This window comes from Daejeonella rubra (genome assembly GCF_900103545.1).
In the GTDB taxonomy this organism is placed as follows: domain Bacteria; phylum Bacteroidota; class Bacteroidia; order Sphingobacteriales; family Sphingobacteriaceae; genus Daejeonella; species Daejeonella rubra.
Genome location: NZ_FNHH01000024.1, coordinates 33,996 through 54,471, shown reverse-complemented (window position 1 = coordinate 54,471; position 20,476 = coordinate 33,996). Strand labels below are relative to the sequence as shown.

At 40.1% G+C, this 20,476-nt stretch carries 20 protein-coding genes; 9 read left to right on the top strand and 11 right to left on the bottom strand.

Translation table 11 applies throughout. The annotated features are described in order from the left end of the window. Positions 1–47 precede the first annotated feature (47 nt). The 5 genes from BLR27_RS14390 to BLR27_RS14370 all read right to left on the bottom strand — a co-directional run bounded on the left by BLR27_RS14390 (position 48) and on the right by BLR27_RS14370 (position 5,854). Positions 48–1,172 carry an endonuclease/exonuclease/phosphatase family protein gene (locus tag BLR27_RS14390; RefSeq protein ID WP_090706026.1) on the bottom strand — a complete coding sequence of 375 codons (1,125 nt, stop codon included), beginning with the start codon at positions 1,170–1,172 and terminating at the stop codon, positions 48–50. Next, a complete protein-coding gene (locus BLR27_RS14385) occupies positions 1,172–2,023 on the bottom strand; it encodes a rhomboid family intramembrane serine protease (RefSeq protein ID WP_090706024.1) in 852 nt (283 codons plus the stop codon). Before BLR27_RS14385 ends, BLR27_RS14390 begins: the two co-directional genes overlap by 1 nt. Next, complete coding sequence (locus BLR27_RS14380) at positions 2,016–2,753, bottom strand: rhomboid family intramembrane serine protease (RefSeq protein ID WP_090706023.1); 738 nt, start codon at positions 2,751–2,753, stop codon at positions 2,016–2,018. Before BLR27_RS14380 ends, BLR27_RS14385 begins: the two co-directional genes overlap by 8 nt. Positions 2,754–2,771: 18 nt before the next feature. Next, the gene (gene mutL / locus BLR27_RS14375; protein WP_090706021.1) at positions 2,772–4,625 is read right to left on the bottom strand and encodes a DNA mismatch repair endonuclease MutL; all 1,854 of its coding nucleotides are present in this window, start codon (positions 4,623–4,625) and stop codon (positions 2,772–2,774) included. Between the two features lie 239 nt (positions 4,626–4,864). Further along, positions 4,865–5,854 carry a c-type cytochrome gene (locus tag BLR27_RS14370; protein WP_090706020.1) on the bottom strand — a complete coding sequence of 330 codons (990 nt, stop codon included), beginning with the start codon at positions 5,852–5,854 and terminating at the stop codon, positions 4,865–4,867. 252 nt (positions 5,855–6,106) lie between these two features. Between BLR27_RS14370 and BLR27_RS14365 the strand changes: the two genes are divergently transcribed. The 3 genes from BLR27_RS14365 (at position 6,107) to bshA (ending at position 10,847) form a co-directional block, all read left to right on the top strand. Next, the gene (locus BLR27_RS14365; protein WP_090706018.1) at positions 6,107–7,735 is read left to right on the top strand and encodes an amidohydrolase; all 1,629 of its coding nucleotides are present in this window, start codon (positions 6,107–6,109) and stop codon (positions 7,733–7,735) included. Further along, positions 7,719–9,551, top strand: a complete 1,833-nt coding sequence (locus BLR27_RS14360; protein ID WP_245704529.1) for a serine hydrolase domain-containing protein — start codon at positions 7,719–7,721, stop codon at positions 9,549–9,551. The genes BLR27_RS14365 and BLR27_RS14360 overlap by 17 nt, the downstream gene beginning before the upstream one ends. A 159-nt stretch (positions 9,552–9,710) precedes the next feature. Further along, entirely contained in the window at positions 9,711–10,847 is a 1,137-nt protein-coding gene (gene bshA / locus BLR27_RS14355; protein WP_090706014.1) for an N-acetyl-alpha-D-glucosaminyl L-malate synthase BshA, read from the top strand. Positions 10,848–10,941: 94 nt separating this feature from the next. On the opposite strand, the gene BLR27_RS14350 is transcribed toward bshA, so the two are convergent. Both BLR27_RS14350 and BLR27_RS14345 read right to left on the bottom strand, forming a co-directional pair. Then, positions 10,942–11,901: an FKBP-type peptidyl-prolyl cis-trans isomerase gene (locus tag BLR27_RS14350; protein WP_090706012.1), complete on the bottom strand. Its 960-nt coding sequence runs from the start codon at positions 11,899–11,901 to the stop codon at positions 10,942–10,944. A 132-nt stretch (positions 11,902–12,033) separates the two neighbouring features. Then, positions 12,034–13,044: a DHH family phosphoesterase gene (locus BLR27_RS14345; protein WP_090706011.1), complete on the bottom strand. Its 1,011-nt coding sequence runs from the start codon at positions 13,042–13,044 to the stop codon at positions 12,034–12,036. A 118-nt stretch (positions 13,045–13,162) separates the two neighbouring features. On the opposite strand from BLR27_RS14345, the gene BLR27_RS14340 reads away from it, so the two are divergent. Continuing rightward, on the top strand, positions 13,163–13,582 hold the full coding sequence (locus BLR27_RS14340) for a nucleoside-diphosphate kinase (RefSeq protein ID WP_090706009.1): 420 nt from the start codon (positions 13,163–13,165) through the stop codon (positions 13,580–13,582). Positions 13,583–13,653: 71 nt separating this feature from the next. Beyond that, positions 13,654–13,845 carry a hypothetical protein gene (locus BLR27_RS14335; protein WP_090706007.1) on the top strand — a complete coding sequence of 64 codons (192 nt, stop codon included), beginning with the start codon at positions 13,654–13,656 and terminating at the stop codon, positions 13,843–13,845. Between the two features lies 1 nt (position 13,846). Here the strand turns inward: BLR27_RS14335 and BLR27_RS14330 are convergent, their stop codons facing one another. After that, positions 13,847–14,137 carry a DUF721 domain-containing protein gene (locus tag BLR27_RS14330; RefSeq protein WP_090706005.1) on the bottom strand — a complete coding sequence of 97 codons (291 nt, stop codon included), beginning with the start codon at positions 14,135–14,137 and terminating at the stop codon, positions 13,847–13,849. Positions 14,138–14,176: 39 nt separating this feature from the next. Then, a complete protein-coding gene (gene recF, locus BLR27_RS14325) occupies positions 14,177–15,277 on the bottom strand; it encodes a DNA replication/repair protein RecF (protein WP_090706004.1) in 1,101 nt (366 codons plus the stop codon). A gap of 302 nt (positions 15,278–15,579) precedes the next feature. Here recF and BLR27_RS14315 point away from each other — a divergent pair, with 302 nt between their 5' ends. The 3 genes from BLR27_RS14315 (at position 15,580) to ytxJ (ending at position 17,409) form a co-directional block, all read left to right on the top strand. After that, positions 15,580–16,260 carry a tetratricopeptide repeat protein gene (locus tag BLR27_RS14315; RefSeq protein ID WP_090706000.1) on the top strand — a complete coding sequence of 227 codons (681 nt, stop codon included), beginning with the start codon at positions 15,580–15,582 and terminating at the stop codon, positions 16,258–16,260. 62 nt (positions 16,261–16,322) lie between these two features. Then, positions 16,323–16,817, top strand: coding sequence for a 6,7-dimethyl-8-ribityllumazine synthase (gene ribH, locus BLR27_RS14310; RefSeq protein WP_090705998.1), 495 nt, complete (start codon positions 16,323–16,325; stop codon positions 16,815–16,817). Positions 16,818–17,079: 262 nt separating this feature from the next. Continuing rightward, positions 17,080–17,409 carry a bacillithiol system redox-active protein YtxJ gene (ytxJ, locus tag BLR27_RS14305; protein ID WP_090705996.1) on the top strand — a complete coding sequence of 110 codons (330 nt, stop codon included), beginning with the start codon at positions 17,080–17,082 and terminating at the stop codon, positions 17,407–17,409. Positions 17,410–17,445: 36 nt separating this feature from the next. On the opposite strand, the gene BLR27_RS14300 is transcribed toward ytxJ, so the two are convergent. Beyond that, positions 17,446–17,856 (bottom strand): OsmC family protein, encoded by a 411-nt coding sequence (locus BLR27_RS14300; RefSeq protein ID WP_090705993.1) that lies wholly within the window; start codon positions 17,854–17,856, stop codon positions 17,446–17,448. Between the two features lie 159 nt (positions 17,857–18,015). Between BLR27_RS14300 and lipA the strand changes: the two genes are divergently transcribed. Then, on the top strand, positions 18,016–18,894 hold the full coding sequence (lipA, locus tag BLR27_RS14295) for a lipoyl synthase (protein ID WP_090705991.1): 879 nt from the start codon (positions 18,016–18,018) through the stop codon (positions 18,892–18,894). A 63-nt stretch (positions 18,895–18,957) separates the two neighbouring features. Here the strand turns inward: lipA and BLR27_RS14290 are convergent, their stop codons facing one another. Further along, the gene (locus BLR27_RS14290; RefSeq protein WP_090705989.1) at positions 18,958–20,457 is read right to left on the bottom strand and encodes an NAD(P)H-hydrate dehydratase; all 1,500 of its coding nucleotides are present in this window, start codon (positions 20,455–20,457) and stop codon (positions 18,958–18,960) included. Positions 20,458–20,476: the final 19 nt, after the last annotated feature.

Below are 20,476 nucleotides of genomic sequence, written 5' to 3'. Positions count from 1 at the left end.
GCAAATTTAAAAATTGGAAATCGATTTTTCGGGGATATTGACAGCTTTTATTTTAATTCCAGGTCGGTCCGGACAGGATAGTGATCTGATAATTTTTTGTTGATGATCAGGTAATTTTTTACAGTAAATTCCGGCGAAGTGAATATATAATCTATCTGAAAGTTTGGGAATGCCCCGTTATAGGTTACACCAAATCCGCTACCCATTTCTCTGAAACTATTATTCATACCCCTTGAAATTGTCTTTACCGTATAAGAGATAGGCGTATCATTAAAATCGCCTGCTATAATATAAGGGAGAGGGCTCTTTTCAGTATGCTCTTTCAGCATTCTTGCCTGATTACTGCGTTTAATAAATGCCTGTTTAAGCCTGTAACCAATCTTTTTTGAGGATTCTACATCTGTTTCGATCTCACTGGTTACCTTCTTTAAATATCGATAATCTTCCGGCTGAAAATTTATAGACTGGAAATGCACATTATAAATTCTGAAGGTCTTATCACCTTTCTTTATGTCAGCATACACTGCCTCATTCCAGTTCATCTTTTTAGCAAACTGAATATTGCCTTTATTAACGATTGGGAATTTTGAAAATATGGCCATTCCTATAGCCTCATAACCATTATCTGTAGAAGGCTTGAAGTAATAGTGTTCAGTTTCAAGGATCTGAAGGATCAGTTTCCTGAAATTATATTCACCTCTTTTTCTGCTGAAGAACTCCTGAAAACAAATAACATCGGGTTGTTCATTTCTGATAATGTCGAGGATAAGTTCTTTGGTGAATTTATCGTTCTTATCCCCGAACTGCTTGAAATTATGTACGTTATAGGTCATTACCCTTAAAAAGCTCTCAGATGATTTAGGCACCATGATTGCCGTACTTTCTCTGAATCCTATGTAATTCAGGATCACGCTCCAGCCTGCAATTATCGTTATTCCGGATATCATAGCCAGTTTAGGCATGCGTAAAAGCCAATAGATTATGAATAGAATATTGATGGCTAATATGGCAGGGTAGGCAAGACCAAAAAAGGAGATGACCCAGAATTTTGCAGGGTCAATATAGGATGCCAGATAGCTTAAAAGAAGTGCTGCAACAGCAAAAACATTCATTGTAAGGACGAACTTGCTGAAGATGTGGATGCCCGGTCTTTTTCTTATACGGCGGTTCATTATTTTTTACTGGCTTTGAACAATTGCTCCTTTTCTGTTTTACTCAGGCTGTCGTATCCTGATTTTGAGATCTTATCCAGGATACTGTCTATAGTAGCCTGATCAGTAAAATCATTCTTTACAGGTTTGCTTTCGGTGCTTTTAACAACCTTTAGCTTTGACCGTTTAGTTAGAATTTTGCTGAGGTCATTTCCGCTTTGCAATTGCTTGATGAAAATAAATCCCATTAATGCACCCCCGATATGGGCAATACTTCCACCTGGGTTCCCACCACCCATACCAATAATATCGAGCACAAAATAGGCCATGGCCAGATATTTCAAGCGCACAGTACCGAAAAGCATGAGACGTATAGTGAAATCAGGTACCAGTGTTGCAGTAGCTACCACAATGGCCATTACACTCGCTGAAGATCCAAGCAGGATAGAGTTCTGTGCGCTGTTCATAAATACAGGGATTGTATTGTATGCCAGTAAATAAAGCAGGGCACCTGCTATTCCACCTGAAAAATAAACGAATATGAACTGGCGTTTATTCAGGAAGTCCATGAAAATGAGCCCCATCCAATACATCCAGAGCATATTAAACAAAAGATGAAAGAAATCACGCTGCACGAACATATAGGTAATGATGGTCCAGAATTTAAGTGGAAGATCAGCATAGTAGGCAGGCACTGATACCTGGCTTGTGAGCCAGTCGGCACCTGAAGATTGGCCCCCAACCAGGTATTCGCCTAGTGCAAAAAGGTTGATGGCAGTAAAAACCAGAATATTGATCCCGATAAAGAGGAACAGCGGATTCCCGGAACGGAATGCTTTATTGAATAATTCGCTAAAAATTGATCTATTCATAAAAATTGTCTCGGCGCTTAAAGTGCCACATTTTAATTAAAATAAAACCAAATAATGCTCCGCCCAGATGGGCAAAGTGAGCAACAGAATCACCTGAAAATTGTTTTACACCCAGGAATAACTCAAGGATAACATAAACTGGAATAATATATTTTGCTTTTACAGGAACTGGGATGAACATAATGAAGAGTTCTGCATTGGGAAACAGCATTCCAAAGGCGATCAATAAGCCAAATATCGCACCGGATGCACCAACCATTGGGGTGAGGTAAATTCCTAAAAGTGTAGAAGCCTGATCCTGGCTGATAAGGTCGGGATTAAAGGAGATGGTCCTTTTAACTGAATCGATCATGAATGAACCATTATTAACGGCGCTTCCGGTAATGTTGTAAACTTCAATACTCTGTACCATCAGCTGCAATGCCAATGCCCCAAGTCCGGTGATCAGGTAGAAGTTAAGGAACCGTTTGGATCCCATAACGTACTCCAGTGATGATCCGAAAGTATAAAGGGCAAACATATTGAACATGATATGGAACAGCGAAGAATAATCATGCATGAACATATAGGTGATCACCTGCCAGATCCTGAAGTCTGGCCCGTCAAAATAATGCACTCCCAATATCTGGGTCATCATAGGACCGCCAAACATCAGCGTTGCTACATAGAAAATGATATTGATGATCAGCAGATTCTTTACTACCGGAGGAATATTGGCGAATGGGGTCATAGATAAATGTCGATGGTGTTACTTTTCAAATCGTTGTAATAACTCTTCCAGCGTAAAGGTACTGATTACAGGCTTTCCACTAAGTGAAGTATTAGGCATTTCGCAGGCAAATAATTCATCGATCAGCAGATTCATCTCTTCTGACGATAGTGATTGTCCTGATTTGATCGATGTATTGCGTGCAAGAGCCCGTGCCAGGCTATCGCGCTTATTGAGTTTTAATGCACTTTGGTTATTTTTAAACCCTTCTAAAAGGTGTTCCAGGATTTCAAGCTCGCTGATGTTTGTACCGATATCTGCAGGTACACCTTCAATGATCATGGTGTTTTTGCCGAACTCACGTATCTGAAAGCCAAGGGATTGTATGTCTGTTAACAGTTCTTTGACAAGCTCAAAATCTACGGCATTCAGAGTAACTGTTTGAGGAAATAAACTCTGCTGACTGGCTCCCTGTCTGCTTTCGAGGTGCTCCAGGAAACGCTCGAACAGGATTCGCTCATGGGCGGCCTGCTGATCGATCAGCATGAAACCAGACTTGATCTGCGAAATGATGAAACGATTATGCAGCTGAAATATCTGTTTTCCAATGCTCTTGAATACCTGGCTTCCAATCTCAACCTGACGATTCCCGTCAAGTTCAAGCCCGTTTTGTTGTGCTTCGGGCTGAACAATTTCGTATAATGAACCCCAGTTTTTTGTAACGGTCTTCCTTTCTTCCTGACTGTTCCTTAAAAAAGGGATCTCCCGTTCCTTTTTTTCGGGGCTGAATGGATTGAAATCAGGATTGAATGAAATAGCAGGAGGTACAATGTCTTCATGAGCCTTGGGGCTGATCATTTGGCTGAAGCCTGTCTCCTGATTAAAATCCAGCGTCGGACTGATATTGTACCGGCCCAGTGACCGTTTTACCGCTGAACGGATAATGGCATAGATCGCCTTTTCGTCCTGGTACTTGATCTCCGTTTTAGTTGGATGCACATTGATGTCGATCTTCGAGGGGTCGATGTCAATAAAGAGAACATAAAGCGGATAACTGTCGGCACTTAATACCTCTTCAAAGGCATTCAAAACCGCATGATTAAGGTAAGGGTCTTTTATAAAGCGATTATTCACAAAGAAGAACTGCTCCCCCCTTGTTTTTTTTGCGAACTCTGGTTTGCCGATATATCCTTTGAGGTCAATGATGGATGTTGTTTCCTCAACCGGTACTAATTTCTGATTATAGGCATTTCCAAAGAGGTGGATGATGCGTTGTTTCAGACTTCCTTTAGGCAAATGAAATATTTCATTTCCATCCTGGTGCAGTGTGAAAAATATATCCGGGTTTGCAAGAGCAACACGCTGGAACTCATCATTGAGATGACGGATCTCAACCGGATTTCCCTTCAGGAAATTACGGCGTGCCGGGGTATTATAAAACAGGTTTTTTACACTTATGCTTGTTCCGGGCATGGTAGAAACAGGCTCCTGGCCGATGATCTCTGATCCTTCGATCCGAATACAGGTTCCCAGCTCATCCTCATGACGACGAGTTTTTAACTCAACCTGGGCAATGGCGGCAATCGAAGCCATCGCTTCGCCCCTGAAGCCCATGGTACGGATCGCAAACAGGTCTTCGGCCTTGCATATCTTAGAAGTAGCATGGCGCTCAAAGCACATGCGTGCATCTGTAAGGCTCATTCCACAGCCATTATCGATTACCTGAATAAGTGATTTTCCGGCATCCTTGATCAGTATCTGGATCTTATCAGCACCCGAATCAATGGCATTTTCAATAAGTTCTTTAAGTGCTGAGGCTGGTCTTTGCACCACCTCTCCTGCTGCAATCTGATTGGCGACCGAATCGGGTAAAAGCTTTATGATATCAGACAAAATAGTTCTGTTTATTTATTTCTTGAATACACCCCGGGGTGATCCGTAACATAATTAAATTCTTCTGAAAACCCTTAGGAAAATATCAGATTTCTGATCGCTTGTTTTCAGTCTTCAAAGATAAGGTCTTTTACTCTTAAGGGAGGTATAATGTGGATAATGCCAGGATGTAAAAAATATAGCTTGCTATATTTTTTACATCCTGGCATTGGAAATTTTTAATGAAAGTGATCTCCGAACTAATTGCTCTGTTCCTTACTGAACTTTACAACCGTATTTTTAATTGGTTTAACAGTGCGCAGATAGGCATAGATCGCTTTCAGATCTTCCTGTGTCATAGTTGCAAACATCATCCATGGCATCACTGTATTAAACTCTCCGGGTTTTACTTCAATAGGCTTGTAGGCACTATCAGCATAGGTTTTAAAACGGTTTACAAAGAATTCTTCCGACCAGTTACCGATCCCTGTTTCTTTATCCGGACTTATATTTGCAGAACGAACAATACCGCCGCGGGGCATTTTAAATTCATATCCTCCGGCCAGTTCCATACCAGGTACGGGTACACCTTTTTCATGCTTCGAATGGCAGGTCCCGCAGTCGGCAGAATTAAAAAGGTAGGCACCATAGGCCACCTGATCATTTTGGTCTGGAATTTTTGAAAATTGAGCCTTTTGAGGGATAGTATGAATGATAAAGTTCATTGGAAAATCAGGTTTTGATTTTGGGACTATGTTATCTATAGGCTGCAGAGTTCTTATATAGGCTATAATTGAATATAGATCCTCACGGTCTGCCTTACCATAATTAGGATGTGGCATCAACGGAAATATGGGACTGCCATCCTTGCTTACTCCGGAAGATATTGCTCTCAATATTTCACCGTTAGTCCAGTCTTTTAATGCAAAAGGAGTGATATTTTTGGAATAAAAAGTGCCCGGTAGCCCAAAATCCTGGTTGAATTCCTGACCGCCCTTTCCAAGAGTACCCTCTACCAGAGGACCAGCAAATTTACTCCAGTCGCGGGTTGAATGGCAATCCAGGCAGGCATTGACACTGTTGGCCAGGTACTTTCCTCTTTCCACCCTCTCAGGGCTTATTTCAATGCTAATGGCTTCCGGATCGCCAACATCAGGAAGTGCGAAGCTGATATAACTAAGTAATCCTGTTATAGCGACAACAACCAATAGTACGAAGTACTTAATTCCTTTTATGATCTTCTTTTTCATCTTATAAGAATTTGGAATTACCGAATTAGAACGATTCAATTATCAATGTAAAAATCATTATTGACCTTACAAGTAACTGTATTAAAGATAGTTAAAAAATAAAATATTATTTACTCTTAAAATAGAATATTTTTTATCCCATCATTTGTCTTTGAACTGCGATCAGATTATTTTAAATGTTTATTTAAAGGTCATATTCTCTGCAATGATTTATATTTACCGATCAAATGATCACCTAATTCAAAAAAATATATGGCAAGGAATATTCTTTGGTTATTAAGCTTTGTTTTTTTGTTTTCATGCAGTTCTCAAAAAGAGGCTGATCTTATCGTTCACAATGGGATGGTTTATACTGTTGATGAACAGTTTTCAAGGGCAGAGGCTTTTGCCGTTAAGGATGGAAAGATCCTTGAGCTGGGCACTTCTGAAGATATTTTGAAAAAGTATCAGGGGCAGAAGGTCGATGCAGAAGGCAAGGCTATCTTTCCGGGCTTCATTGATGGGCATGCTCATTTTTATGGTTACGGAACAGGTTTGCAGAATGCAGATCTTGTCGGGACAAAAAGCTGGGAGGAGATTCTTGAAAAGTTAAAAGCATTTAGCCTTGAAAATCCTGAAGGATGGATCATCGGCAGAGGCTGGGATCAGAACGACTGGTCTGTGAAAGAGTTTCCTGATAATCAAAAACTCAATGAATTATTCCCAAACAGGCCCGTAATTCTTACCCGGGTTGATGGACATGCTGCTATTGCTAATAAATTTGCTTTGGATCTGGCAGGACTAAAACCTGGTCAGAAGATTGGTGGCGGCGAAATAGAGACTGTTAATGGAAAATTAACAGGAATACTTGTGGATAATGCTGAGGGACTGGTTTTCTCGAAGGTTCCACCCCCTTCGGCAAAGCAGATTAGCGAATCACTGTTAGATGCTCAGAAGAATTGTTTCGCTGTAGGTCTTACTACTGTAACGGATTGTGGTATCAGCCATGAGCTTATTCCGGTAATAACTGACCTGCAAAAAAGTGATCAGCTTAAAATGCGGATCTATGGAATGCTTTCAGACAATGCCGCCAATTATGAATACCTGTTCAAGACCGGAGCGATCAAAACAGATCGTTTAAATGTCAGGTCTTTCAAAGTTTATATGGATGGTGCTTTGGGTTCCCGCGGCGCCTGTCTTCTGGAGCCATATTCGGATAAGCCGACCACTTCAGGTTTTCTGTTGAGTGATAAAAAGCATTTTGAGGAGGTGGCACTAAAAATAGCTGAAAAGGGCTTTCAGATGAATACCCATGCTATTGGTGATTCAGCAAACCGTGAGATCTTAAATGTATACGGAAGAGTTTTAAAAGGCAAAAACGATGCCCGCTGGCGGATAGAGCATGCACAGGTTGTAAATGAAGCGGATTTTAAATTATTCGGCAATAATAGTGTGATTCCTTCCGTTCAAAGCACTCATGCCACTTCAGATATGTATTGGGCTGCCGACAGGCTTGGTCCCAATCGTGTAAAAGGTGCCTATGCTTTTAAACAATTGCTGGATCAAAATGGCTGGCTGGTATTGGGAACGGATTTTCCTGTTGAGGATATTAATCCGATGTTAACCTTTTATGCAGCAGTTGTAAGGAAGGATATGAAGAGTTATCCTGAAAATGGGTATCAGATGGAAAATGCCCTGAGCCGGGAAGAGGCGATCAGAGGGATGACCATCTGGGCAGCAAAGGGGAATTTTGAGGAAAAAGAAAAGGGTAGCCTGGAAGCCGGGAAGTTTGCAGATTTTGTCATCCTTGATCAGGATCTCATGAAAGCGGATGCAGCCTCGCTCTTTAAGGCTAAGGTTTTAAAAACGTATTTAAATGGTGAAAATGTTTATACTAAATAATTTGTTCAGGTTTAGTCCTGTTGTTACCGCTTTTTGTGTGGTAGTTTTATTTTCGGTGTCTGCCTGTGCTCAAACTACTGAGCATTTAAGGAATGAAGCTTTTTTGAAGGAAGAGAAGAATATTGAAAGATCCACAGTATTACTTAATAATGAGGGGAAGCTGATTCCTTTAAAAAGTTTGCAGAATCTGACCATTGCAAGTGTCAATATTGGGTCTGCATTTTCATCGGAATTTGATAGTATTTTAAATAAGTACACACTGGTCAGGCGATTTGAGTCTTCAGCTTATAATTATGATATGCTGAGCTTCAATGAGCTGAATGATGATCTTAAGTTTTATAATACTATAATTATTCAGGTTACAGATCAATCTCTGAATGACCCGCGCACCATTCCTTTATTATTAGATCTTCAATTGAATAAACAGATTATTGTTAGCCTTTCTGGCGATGTGCAAAGTCTTAAATTATTGAATTTTTTAAAAGCACCCTTGATCTGGTCAGAAAAAAAATCTGATGAGTCTTCCAATTTTGCGGCTCAGCTTATTTTCGGAGGAGTAGCGGCAATGGCAAAACTTAAGCAGGATATTTCTGCAAACTATACTTCGGGCTCGGGATTTGAAAGCATTGTAAACAGGTTAAAATATACCGTTCCCGAGGAAGTCGGTATCAATAGTGCAGCGCTGAGAGGGATTGATGAGATCGCTGCCGAAGCTATCCGTTCAAAGGCAGCTCCCGGTGCGGTTGTGATGGTGGTGCTTGACGGTAAGGTTATCTATAATAAGGCTTTTGGCACCAGAACCTATACAGACAGCACACCTACCCGAATCAATGACATTTATGATCTTGCGTCAGTTACAAAAACATCCGCTACAACCATGGCTGTGATGCGTCTTTTTGAACAGGAAAAGCTTAAGCTTGATACAAATGTTGGGGCTTACATTCCAAAAGCTCGCAGTACCAATAAAACTGAGATCTCTGTCCGTGAGGTTATGCTTCATCAGGCAGGTTTTATTCCATATATTCCATTCTACAGAAACCTGATTGAAAGTGATTTTAGACGCGATTCAACAGCAGCCTTTCCAACCAAGGTGGCAGATAATTATTTTATCAGAAAAGGGTACTTCGCAAAGGTGATGTGGCCCCAGATGCTTAATTCAACACTGGCAAATCGTGGAAAATATGTTTATAGCGATTTGAGCATGTATTTCATGAAGGAGATGGTTGAGAGGCAATCCGGTAAGCCTATGGAAAATTATGTCATGGATCAGTTCTATAAGCCTTTGGGGATGACCAGAGCTGGTTTCAATCCGCGTCTTCGGTTCTCAAAGGATGAGATCATTCCAACCGAAGATGATCAGGCCTTCAGGAAAACATTGCTTGAAGGTTATGTACATGATCAGGGAGCTGCCATGGTTGGGGGTGTTTCGGGGCATGCGGGACTATTTTCAAGCACGAATGACCTCGCTATTTTATACCAGATGCTATTGAACAGAGGTTCTTACGGTGGAACTGAATACTTTAAACCGGGTACGGTTGATATGTTCACGGCAAAACAATCGGATGTGAGCCGCCGCGGCCTCGGTTTTGATCGCTGGGATCCTGAAAGTACCAAGGGATATCCTTCCAGACTGGCATCACCACAAACCTTTGGTCATACCGGCTATACAGGAACCTGCGTTTGGGTCGATCCGAAGTATAATCTGGTCTATATTTTCTTGTCGAACAGGGTAAACCCGGGTGTCAGCACAAAATTGATCGAACTGAATATCCGCGGAAGAATTCAGGATGTGATCTATGAGGCCATAGGGAACTGATCTTTTTTTGTCATTTTCAGGATAGTATTTGTTACATTAAGTTAACAATACTATCCACTTAATCAATTTACTTTGTGTTGTTGCTTAAAATCAGGTTAATCTGTTATTACGGACTGTTAGCTACATTTTTATTAAATTTGCCTACAGTTAAGATCCACTATGAAAATTGGAATTGTATGTTATCCTACCTTCGGCGGTAGCGGGGTGGTAGCCACCGAATTAGGAAAGGCCCTCGCTGATAACGGGCATCAGGTACATTTTATAACGTACAGACAGCCGGCGCGTCTTGATTTTTTTTCCGAGAACCTATTCTACCATGAAGTTTCAGTTTCCAACTATCCGCTGTTTGATTATCCGCCTTATGAACTTGCCTTAGCAAGTAAGCTGGTAGACGTGGTACGATTTGAGAAGCTAGATCTTTTGCATGTACATTATGCCATACCGCATGCTTCGGCAGCATTTATGGCAAAGCAGATCCTGGCCACCTTCGGAATTCATATTCCGGTTGTGACAACACTACACGGAACAGATATTACCCTTGTTGGGAAAGATCCTACTTATAAGCCTGTTGTTACTTTTTCTATCAATCAGTCTGATGGTGTGACTGCCGTTTCAGAAAACCTGAAAGAAGATACCTATAAGCACTTTGAAGTTAACAAGGACATCAAAGTAATACCGAATTTTATTGATCTGGAGCGTTTTAGTCTGAAGGCAAAAGATCACTTTAAACTTGCTATCGCACCCAATAATGAGCGAATAGTAGTCCATACTTCAAATTTCAGAAAGGTAAAAAGGACTCAGGATGTGGTCCATATTTTTGAAAAAATTCAAAAGGAGATACCCTCCAAACTTTTAATGGTTGGCGACGGACCGGAGCGTGTGTATTGCGAACAGCTTTGCCGTGATCTTGAAATATGTGATAGTGTTCGCTTTTTAGGAAAACAGGATGCAGTAGAAGAAATTCTGTCTGTTTCTGATCTGTTCATTATGCCATCTGAATCAGAAAGCTTTGGATTGGCTGCACTCGAGGCTATGGCCTGTAAGGTTCCTGTGATCACATCCAATGCTGGTGGTCTGCCAGAGCTAAATATTAATGGTGTTACCGGTTTTATGGATAATGTGGGCGATATCGATGCCATGGCTGCTCATGCTATCTTCATTTTAAAGGATGATGAGCAACTGGCTTTATTTAAAGAGGGAGCTCTTAATCGTGCAAAAGAATTTGAGTTGAGTCTTATCCTTCCTATTTACGAACAGTATTATAAGGATGTAATGGCTAATGCCGTAAAGGTTTAATATATTCTGCTCACAGGTGCTAAACTCCTGTCAGTAATACAAAAAAGGCTTCCCGGATATCCGGGAAGCCTTTTTTATATGATTATAATTCTGATTATTTAACAGCAGGTACTGGTGCAGGTGGAGGAGCTATTACAGATCCTGCTTTTGCAGGGATGATATTCACCACATCCACTTCAAATATAAGAGGAGTAAATGGAGGAATTCCCTGATTTCCCTGCTCACCATAAGCCAGGCTTGAAGGTAAGATCAAGGTTGCTTTAGCGCCTTTTGGTAATAGCATTAATCCTTCTTCGAATCCAGCGATTGAACCATTCATTCCAACCGGAAGCTTAAGTGGCTCATAAGGACGCTGAGGATTAAATGTTCCGTTCTTTTTAGCTACATCAGCTAAGCTGCTGTCAAATACTTTTCCGCTTAAGAACATTCCTGTATAATTTACTAATACAGTATCACCCGGGTTAGCTTTTGGACCGCTTCCCTGAGTGGTAACAACATAATTCAATCCTGATGCAGTTACTGTTGGTTTTAAACTTTTTGCTGAAACATAAGCTTTCAACTTAGTTACTTCACCAGTTTTAGCCTGGTCCATTTCAGCTTTCAGGAAAGCATCGATCTTTCCACGGAAAAGACTGTCGGTCAATTTACCTTTTGGAATTACTTTGTCAATTTTAATTGTGTAGATCAGATATTTCTTTGTGGTATCTGAAGGTTGAGGACGGCCCATTTTTTGAACCATTGAGTCGATGTTGATTTTGAATGTTGCACTATCACCTTCACTTAACAGACCAAGAGCAGCAAAAAGGTCTCCTTTGAATACAGATTTTTCTTTAACTAATAATGACGGACGGTCATAATCGTATGAACTGTACAACACTGAATCTCCTTCAGTTTTTTCAACAGCTTTGAACGCTACGAAATCACCTTCTTTAATTGTTTCTCCTGATTTGTCAGTGTGGATCTTATACAACATATCTCCCTCACCTTTTTCAAAATTGCTGCAACCGGCTAATCCCGTAACTGCCAGCCCTAATACGATTACTAATTTTTTCATCTTGAAATATACATTTGTTTTTTTAATGATTCTACCATGAGATTTTAATTTTTACTCCTGATATCTTCTTTTTTGGTTTATTCGTTTATTAATTATTTGCTGTTTGTGTTTATTACTAAATCGTTTAACGTACTATTTTACTAAAAGTGATTTATATTCCGGTAAAATTACATTAAACTTTTCCCTTACCGCATCTATTTTCTCTGATGAAATTCCACCTGATGCATTTTTATGTCCTCCTCCGCTGAAATATTTTTTACAAATTTCATTGGCCGGGAAATCTCCTATTGAACGTAAAGATAATTTAACAACATCCTGGCGTTCGATGATCAGCACTGCCAGACGAATTCCGCTGATGGAAAGTGCATAATTGACAATGCCTTCGGTATCACCTGTCGAGATTTGAAATTGATCAAGTTCCTGAGCAGTGATCACGATTATTGCAGTATTATATTCCGGTAAAACTTCCAGTTTATTCAGGAGGCAATGTCCCAGAAAACGTAGTCTGTTAAGTGAGAAATCATCGTATACCAACTGATGTATCAGCGTATTATCTGCTCCGCACTCGATCAGGTCAGCCACAATTTGGTGTACAGTAGCAGTTGTTGAACGAAAACGGAAGGATCCCGTATCAGTCATGATTCCTGTATAAAGGCAGCTTGCTACATCTTTATTTAACAGATGTCTGTCGCCCATGATATTTACAATGAAATCATAGACCAATTGTGCGGTTGCGCAGGCGCTGGTGGTCCAAAGACGGTAATCTTCAAAGCCCTCAGGTTCCAGATGATGATCGATCAACACCTTTTTTGCCTTTGATTCGCGAACATAGATGCCTAATTCATTGATCCTTACCAGCGCATTGAAATCGAGACAAAAAATCAGATCCGCATTGGCTACAAACTGCTTAGATTCTTCCTGCTTTTCAGTGAAAATGATCACTTCAGAATTATTCGGGATCCAGTGTAAAAAACTTGGGTAATCGGTAGGAGTGATCACCTTTACCTGGTGTCCTTTTTGGATCAGATAATTGTATAAACCCAGTGAAGATCCCATTGCATCACCATCCGGCTTGGGATGTGTTGTGATTACAATGTGCTTAGGTTCAGCTAAAAACTCTTTTAAATGGGTTATTTCCAACATGTACGGTCAAAAGGAATGCAAAGCTATTAAAATTACTGATTTACACGGGCTGATTTTTTAAAATCCTTTAGCCTTTGATTTATTAGCTGTACTTTTGCAGCAATTTTCAAATAATAAGATGGCAACGAACAGAACTTTTACAATGATTAAGCCCGATGCTGTAGCCAATGGCCACACCGGAGCTATTTTAGATGATATTATTAAGGGCGGATTTAAAGTTATAGCTTTAAAATACACTCGTTTGAGTAAAGATATCGCCGGACAGTTTTATGCTGTTCACAGTGAGCGTCCTTTTTACAATGATCTTGTTGACTTCATGTCCTCAGGTCCGATTGTAGCTGCTATTCTTGAAAAAGACAATGCAGTTGAAGATTTTCGTAAACTGATCGGAGCTACTGATCCATCAAAGGCTGAGCCTGGAACTATTCGTAATAAGTATGCAAAATCTATTGATGCTAATGCGATCCACGGATCTGACTCTGATGAAAATGCACAGATAGAGGGAAGCTTTTTCTTCACTGCATTCGAGCGTTTCTAAGAAACCTTTGTTATCGCCCTGCCCGGAGCTGTTTTTCGCTTGTGCAGGGCGATAATATTTATATAAATAGAATGAAGATATTACAAACCCGTTACCTGATATTTTTTCTGGTAATGCTTATCATTCCCGGTACGGTTTCTTATTTTGGAGGCTGGGACCGTAATATTGATTATTTATTTGTTCTCAAGGCATTTTCAATCGCCTTCTTTATTACCGTTCTATACTACCTCCTGGTTAAGAACTTTAGCGAACGGGGCAGATAGTTTACAGGAATATTATCTCATCGATAATACTGGTTCCCGCACGTTCATTCATTTTCTCTATGATGTTTGAGCGCATCATCAGCAATTCATTTTTAATTACCGCCGACTCCAGTCTGATGAATAATTTACGGTCACGGATAAAGATATCTTTAGTCCGGTTAGCTACGGCTTTGCCCATCATTTCTGGCCAGGCAACGATCAATGAGGTCTCATCAAACTTCCTTCTCAGCTTGTAAACCTGAAGCATCTGCTCTATGGCATCCTTTAATGATCTGTCGTTTGTGCGGCCCATGTATTGTGCTAATTATTAACCTTTTGTTTTCAATTGATGTTAAACAACAATATTTCCTTTTTCAATATCGAAAATACTTACCGGCACATCCAGTTCACTGAAAATTGCTTCAATTCTTTTCCTGCTCGTGTCAGTAATAAAGATCTGTCCGAAATCTTTGTCTGATACCATTTTCATTAACTTGGTTGTTCGGGCATCATCCAGCTTGTCAAAAATATCATCCAGCAGCAGTAAAGGTTCGAAGCCTTTCTGCCTGTACAGGAACGTATATTGTGCCAGTTTCAGGGCGATCAAAAATGATTTCTGCTGTCCCTGCGATCCAAATTTTTTCAAAACCATCCCATGTATGGTAAAATTCAGTTCATCTTTATGAATTCCGCTTGAAGTACGCTCCAGAATACGGTCGCGCTCCAGGTTCTTTTTCAGGATGTCGGAGAAGTCGTTCAGAAGTAAAGGGGAATCGTATACCAGCTCCACCTGCTCGGCATCCCCACTCAGGTATTGATAGTGCTTGTTGAAAATCTCCGTAAATTCAATCATAAAAGCTTTCCGTTTTTCGAAGATCTTATTTCCGGAAAGGATCAGCTGATCATCATAGATCTCCATCAATGCCGGATCATACCTCCCCGAAATTGCGATCTGTCTTAAGAGAGCATTTCTGTTCATCAAACTCTTGTTATAGCTGATGAGTTCATCGAGATATTGACTGTCAGTCTGAGAGATCACATTGTCAATGAATCTTCTTCTTTCTTCACTTCCTTCAATGATCAGACTGATATCATTGGGAGAGATCATCACTAATGGAAAAATTCCGATATGATCGGCCAGACGCTGATACTCCTTTTTATTGCGTTTGAATTTCTTCTTTTGAGTACGCTTTAACCCGCAAAAGATCACTTCATCATTCTGGTCTTTTTGAAATGTTCCCTGAATCATAAAAAGATCTTCACCCTGACGGATCTGCTGACTGTCGATGGGATTGAAATAACTTTTACAAAGAGAAAGGTAATGTATGGCGTCGAGGATATTGGTTTTTCCGGCACCATTATTTCCTGTAAAGGCATTGACTGTATCCGAAAAAATTAATTCAGCTTCAGAATAATTTTTGAAATTTATTACGGATAATTTTTGGAGCCACATATTGATACCAGTACTGAGAGCTAATCAGCAAATTTACTCTTTTCGTTTCTTTAAGTTCGTAAAACTGAATGTTTTTTAGTTCTTCTAAAATGTAATGATCTTTTACAGATAGCTCCTTTCCTTTAATCACATAGCGGCTATTAAGAATGTCTTTTGTAATAAATAAAATCATCCTGACCATCTTTAGAGGTATCTTCCTTAAAAAAAATCAATCTCTCTGATTTAAAAGTTGATACTTAGTCTGAAAAATGTATTTTTGCGGGATTGTTTAAGTGAGAGGGTTTACAATTTTTAAAATACCAATGTCAAAAGATCAAAAACATAACATAACAGAAACTGACAATCAGCTTGGAAACACAAGCAAATTTGTTCAGGAAAATGCAAAGAGCTTAGCCGTAATTGGTGCCGCCATTATTGCCTTAGTGCTTTTATACTTTGGTTATCAGAATTTCTATCTTGCTCCAAGAGCAGAGAAAGCAGCTAATGAAATGTTTAAAGCTGAAGAATATTTAGCTATCGACTCGCTTAAAGACAGGGCGATATCGGGCGATGGTTCATATCCTGGTTTTGAGAAGATCGTAGAAGAGTATTCAAATACAAAATCTGCCAATCTTGCAAACGCATACCTGGGTGGTTTGTATCTTCAGAAGGGTGAGTTTCAAAAAGCTACTGATGCTTTGGGTAAATACAGCAGCACTGGTAGTCCTATCATTGATCCATTAGTTCTTGGAATGCTTGGTGATGCTTATAGCGAACTGAAAGATTATTCAAAAGCAATAACTTTTTATAAAAAAGCTGCTGATAAAAGTAAAAATGCCTTTACCAGTCCGCTATTCCTTAAAAAACTAGGATTGGTTTACGAGGAGCAAAAGGATTTTAAATCTGCAGCTGATGCTTATAATAAGATCAGAACTGATTTTCCTGAAAGCGTTGAAGCTGCTTCAGTTGATACCTACATTGCACGTGCAGAAGCACAACAGTAAAAATATTTTTTCAAATGGCTGTTACCTGATATTCCGGTAACAGCCATTTATTATTTTCAGCTATGGCTACAAGCTTAAAGAGTCTATCAGATTTCTCCCATATCGAAGTCCCTTCAGCAGAGGCTTACAAATTTGGGATCATTGTTTCACAATGGAATGCCGCAGTTACAGGAGCATTATATGAAGGTGCTTATTCATCACTATTGAAGCATGGTGCTCTGGAAGAAAATATCACAACTATAAAAGTTCCGGGAAGTTTTGAGCTGACCTCTGGTGCTGATATTTTGCTGGGCTCTAAAAACCTGGATGCGGTTATTTGTCTTGGATGTGTGATCCAGGGAGAAACCCCTCATTTTGGCTTTATTTGCAATGCTGTAGCCAATGGAGTAACAAAAGTTTCGATCAAACATACTAAACCGGTCATCTTCGGCGTGTTAACAACTGATAATTTGCAGCAGGCACTTGACAGGGCCGGAGGCAAGCATGGAAATAAGGGTGAAGAAGCTGCTGTAACAGCAATAATGATGGCAGGAATTAAGCCTTCCCTGAATCTGTAAAATAAAGTTTGATTATTGGACTTAATTCAATAGTTTTAAAAAAACTTCAAACATGAAGAAAATAGTTATTGGCGTAATTGCCTTATTTTTAGCCACAACAGTATTACAGGCATGTTCGTCAAGACTATGTCCGGCTTATGGAACTTATCCAAAGTCAAGACGTTAATTCTGCATTTTTTTTTCTTAATTCAATTTGACCGGAATCTGACCGGCCAAATCTCCATTTTTGATACTTTTGTATCCTAATTTATAAGGTATTATAATGAACTGGATCACATTAAATAATCTCGAGCAATTAAAAAGTATAAGTGATGCTGAAGGCTATAGTGTAATTTTTAAGCATAGTACACGTTGCCCTGTAAGTATGATGGCGAAAAAAAGGTTTGAGCATGATTGGGATGCTATTCCTGAAGGTACTTCTGTTTATTTTCTTGATCTGATAAGTAACAGAGAGGTCTCCAATACTATTGCCCAGCAATTTAATGTGTATCACGAATCACCTCAGATACTTCTGATAAAAAATGGCGAATGTATCTACGAAACTTCGCATGGTGAGATCTCTGCAGAAGATCTTGCGGAACAGATATCCTAAACTGTCAAATATTAAGAAATATTCTTTTCGGTTTAATTATTCCTGAAAGTTGAAGCTGATGCTTTGAATCAGATCAGGGTGCAGACTTTTTGCCACCGGACAATTTCTTGCGGCTCTTTCCAGAATTAATTTTTGTTTGTCGGTATACCTGATATCCGGAAAGTTGAAGCTGATTTGAATTTCACTTACTCTCCTTGGTTCTGACGCCATGATTTTAGTTATGGAGCAGCTGCTACCGTCAATTTCAATCCCATGCTCTCTGGCTGCAATTCCCATGATCGTGAACATACAGCTTCCCAATGATGCCGACATAAGGTCGGTTGGTGAAAATGCTGCTCCCTTGCCCTGATTATCTAATGGTGCATCAGTAATTATTTCGTTGCTGGATAAAACATGCTTTGCTTCAGTTCTCAGGTCGCCCAGGTAGGTGGTCTCAATAGTTGCCATTTTACAGATTGTAATAGTGTTTATTCTCAAAAATAAATAAATATATGAGTGTATGCCTATCATTTTTAAGAATCTTCTGCAGAATAACACTCCAATGTCAAAATAACAGAACTGAATAATTGACTCTCAAATCTTCCTAAAATTCTTTACTTTTGCCCCATGATCGAATTACCGGTTATCCCAGTTAATCAAATGCAGCGCAAGCCAAACTGGCTTCGTGTTAAGCTTCCGGTTGGAAAAGAGTACGCTCATGTTCGCAGCCTTGTAGATACCCATAAACTTCATACCATTTGCGAGAGTGGTAATTGCCCTAATATGGGTGAATGCTGGGGGGCGGGAACAGCTACATTTATGATACTGGGGAATATCTGTACCCGTTCATGTTCTTTTTGTGCTGTTGCAACAGGAAGACCATTGGCGGTGGATACTGATGAACCTAACCGTGTAGCCAATTCGGTGAAGTTGATGCAGGTAAAACATTGCGTGATCACTTCGGTAGACCGTGATGATCTGAAAGATGGCGGTTCTACCATCTGGGCTGAGACAATCAATACGATCAGAAGGGAAAGCCCCGATACTACTTTAGAGACTTTAATTCCTGATTTCAGGGGTGTGTGGGATAATCTTGACCGTGTACTGGCTACCCGTCCGGAAGTGGTTTCACATAATCTGGAAACAGTACGCCGTTTAACGAAGGAAGTTCGGATTCAGGCTAAGTATGACCGTAGTTTGGAGTGTCTTCGCCGTATAAATGAAGCAGGATTAAGGACAAAATCAGGTATTATGCTTGGACTGGGAGAGACTGAAGAGGATGTTCTGGAAGCAATGGCAGATCTTCTTGCCGTTGGTGTTCATATCTTAACCTTAGGGCAATACCTGCAGCCATCACGTAGTCATCATCCTGTTGTTGACTGGATCACTCCTGAGCAGTTTGAGAAGTACAAGGTTGTCGGTATGGAAATGGGTTTCAAATATGTGGAAAGCGGACCACTGGTTCGTTCTTCTTATCATGCAGAAAAACATTTGTTCGAGTTTTAAACAAGCATCTTAACTGTTATTCATACCGGCTGAAAAAAAAGCCGGGTCATTAAACTTTTCAGATCAATCAGGAGCAGTAAATCTTTTTATTAACGCAGGGATCTGTTCTGTTATATATCTTGGGGGGATTGAATTCATTTGAATTAACTGATCTCCTGCTGCTCCATGAATATAAGCGGCTAGCATCGCAGCCTCTATTGCTGGATATGATTGTGCCAAAAATGAAGCGATCATACCGGTCAGAATATCTCCCATGCCACCCACAGCCATTCCTGGATTTCCGGTAGGATTGATTAAGATATCTCCATCAGGAGTTACAATAAAGGTATACTGATTCTTTAAGAGGATGATCAGATTGAACTCTTTTGCTTTTTTCAGAGCCAATGTCACCCGATCCCACCAGGAATTAGATTTGCCAAAAAGCCGGTCAAATTCTTTAACATGCGGACAGATAATACAATCTTTAGGCAGCTTCGTAAGAAGTTCAGTATTTGCGGCTAAAATATTGATCGCATCTGCATCAATAACTATCCGGGCCTTATTGAAATTCAGTACATATTCAAGCAAATCTGTAGCTTCCTTGTCGGTACCTAAGCCTGGTCCTATTGCTATTGAGCTGTACTTTTCAAGTGATTTACCTAAAATTAGTTCAGACCTTGGCAAGATCATAACTTCCGGAGCAAAACTGTTCAATGCACTATAGCCATTTTCAGGGATACATGCAGTAGTGAGTCCGGCACCTGAATGCAGACAGGCATCTGCGCAAAGAAGTGCAGCGCCCATGGTCTCCGTATAACCGGCAATTATCAGGGCATGTCCGTATGTTCCTTTATGACTGAATGCTTTTCGTGGTTTGATACTATATCTGATGTCTTTTTCTTCGATGTATTTCCATGGACCAGCTTGTGACTGAATGAATTGCTCATCCAGGCCGATCTCAACAACTTTGAACCGCTCTAATGCCTTTGCAGATTCAGGGAAGAAGAAATTTATCTTTGGCCTTTGAAAACAGACACAAAGTGATGCTTTTAAAATGCAGGCATCCGGATCAATGGGGCCTTCAGATGGCAATCCGGTGGGAATATCTACTGCAATAACTTTTTTTTGAAGCTGATTGAGATGAATGACGAGTGATTTCAAATCACCCTGCAGTGCCTTGTTCAATCCCGAACCAATTAATGCGTCAATGATTACTTCTGCATTTTCTTCAGGAAAGACATCCGTATTTGTGATTTCAGTGATGGGAATTCCTGTCAATTTCAGGCGTTCAAGGTTAGCACTAAAATCAGCGCTTTCCTTTGCTGAGAATCGGGCGATCTTAACAGAGATCCGATCGTATGCATTCTCTTTTAATAAGCGGGCAATTGCTAGCCCATCTCCTCCATTATTTCCTGTCCCGCAGTAAACGCTGATCAGGCTGTCAATAGTGGGCACATCTTGTTTAAATGCATAGATAAATGCATTGGATGCTGACTCCATAAGATCGAGCGAACTGATGGGCTTGTTTTTAATGGTATGGGCATCTGCTTCCCTGGTTTGGGAAGACGTGAGTAGCTGGAGCATGTACTAAATTACGGAAAAG

Excerpts from the sequence above, each read along its gene's own strand:
- BLR27_RS14390 (WP_090706026.1), bottom strand. The coding sequence starts at position 1,172 with ATGAACCGCCGTATAAGAAAAAGACCGGGCATCCACATCTTCAGCAAG.
- BLR27_RS14385 (WP_090706024.1), bottom strand. The coding sequence starts at position 2,023 with ATGAATAGATCAATTTTTAGCGAATTATTCAATAAAGCATTCCGTTCC.
- BLR27_RS14380 (WP_090706023.1), bottom strand. The coding sequence starts at position 2,753 with ATGACCCCATTCGCCAATATTCCTCCGGTAGTAAAGAATCTGCTGATC.
- BLR27_RS14370 (WP_090706020.1), bottom strand. The coding sequence starts at position 5,854 with ATGAAAAAGAAGATCATAAAAGGAATTAAGTACTTCGTACTATTGGTT.
- BLR27_RS14365 (WP_090706018.1), top strand. The coding sequence starts at position 6,107 with ATGGCAAGGAATATTCTTTGGTTATTAAGCTTTGTTTTTTTGTTTTCA.
- BLR27_RS14360 (WP_245704529.1), top strand. The coding sequence starts at position 7,719 with ATGTTTATACTAAATAATTTGTTCAGGTTTAGTCCTGTTGTTACCGCT.
- bshA (WP_090706014.1), top strand. The coding sequence starts at position 9,711 with ATGAAAATTGGAATTGTATGTTATCCTACCTTCGGCGGTAGCGGGGTG.
- BLR27_RS14350 (WP_090706012.1), bottom strand. The coding sequence starts at position 11,901 with ATGAAAAAATTAGTAATCGTATTAGGGCTGGCAGTTACGGGATTAGCC.
- BLR27_RS14345 (WP_090706011.1), bottom strand. The coding sequence starts at position 13,044 with ATGTTGGAAATAACCCATTTAAAAGAGTTTTTAGCTGAACCTAAGCAC.
- BLR27_RS14340 (WP_090706009.1), top strand. The coding sequence starts at position 13,163 with ATGGCAACGAACAGAACTTTTACAATGATTAAGCCCGATGCTGTAGCC.
- BLR27_RS14335 (WP_090706007.1), top strand. The coding sequence starts at position 13,654 with ATGAAGATATTACAAACCCGTTACCTGATATTTTTTCTGGTAATGCTT.
- BLR27_RS14330 (WP_090706005.1), bottom strand. The coding sequence starts at position 14,137 with ATGGGCCGCACAAACGACAGATCATTAAAGGATGCCATAGAGCAGATG.
- recF (WP_090706004.1), bottom strand. The coding sequence starts at position 15,277 with ATGTGGCTCCAAAAATTATCCGTAATAAATTTCAAAAATTATTCTGAA.
- BLR27_RS14315 (WP_090706000.1), top strand. The coding sequence starts at position 15,580 with ATGTCAAAAGATCAAAAACATAACATAACAGAAACTGACAATCAGCTT.
- ribH (WP_090705998.1), top strand. The coding sequence starts at position 16,323 with ATGGCTACAAGCTTAAAGAGTCTATCAGATTTCTCCCATATCGAAGTC.
- ytxJ (WP_090705996.1), top strand. The coding sequence starts at position 17,080 with ATGAACTGGATCACATTAAATAATCTCGAGCAATTAAAAAGTATAAGT.
- BLR27_RS14300 (WP_090705993.1), bottom strand. The coding sequence starts at position 17,856 with ATGGCAACTATTGAGACCACCTACCTGGGCGACCTGAGAACTGAAGCA.
- lipA (WP_090705991.1), top strand. The coding sequence starts at position 18,016 with ATGATCGAATTACCGGTTATCCCAGTTAATCAAATGCAGCGCAAGCCA.
- BLR27_RS14290 (WP_090705989.1), bottom strand. The coding sequence starts at position 20,457 with ATGCTCCAGCTACTCACGTCTTCCCAAACCAGGGAAGCAGATGCCCAT.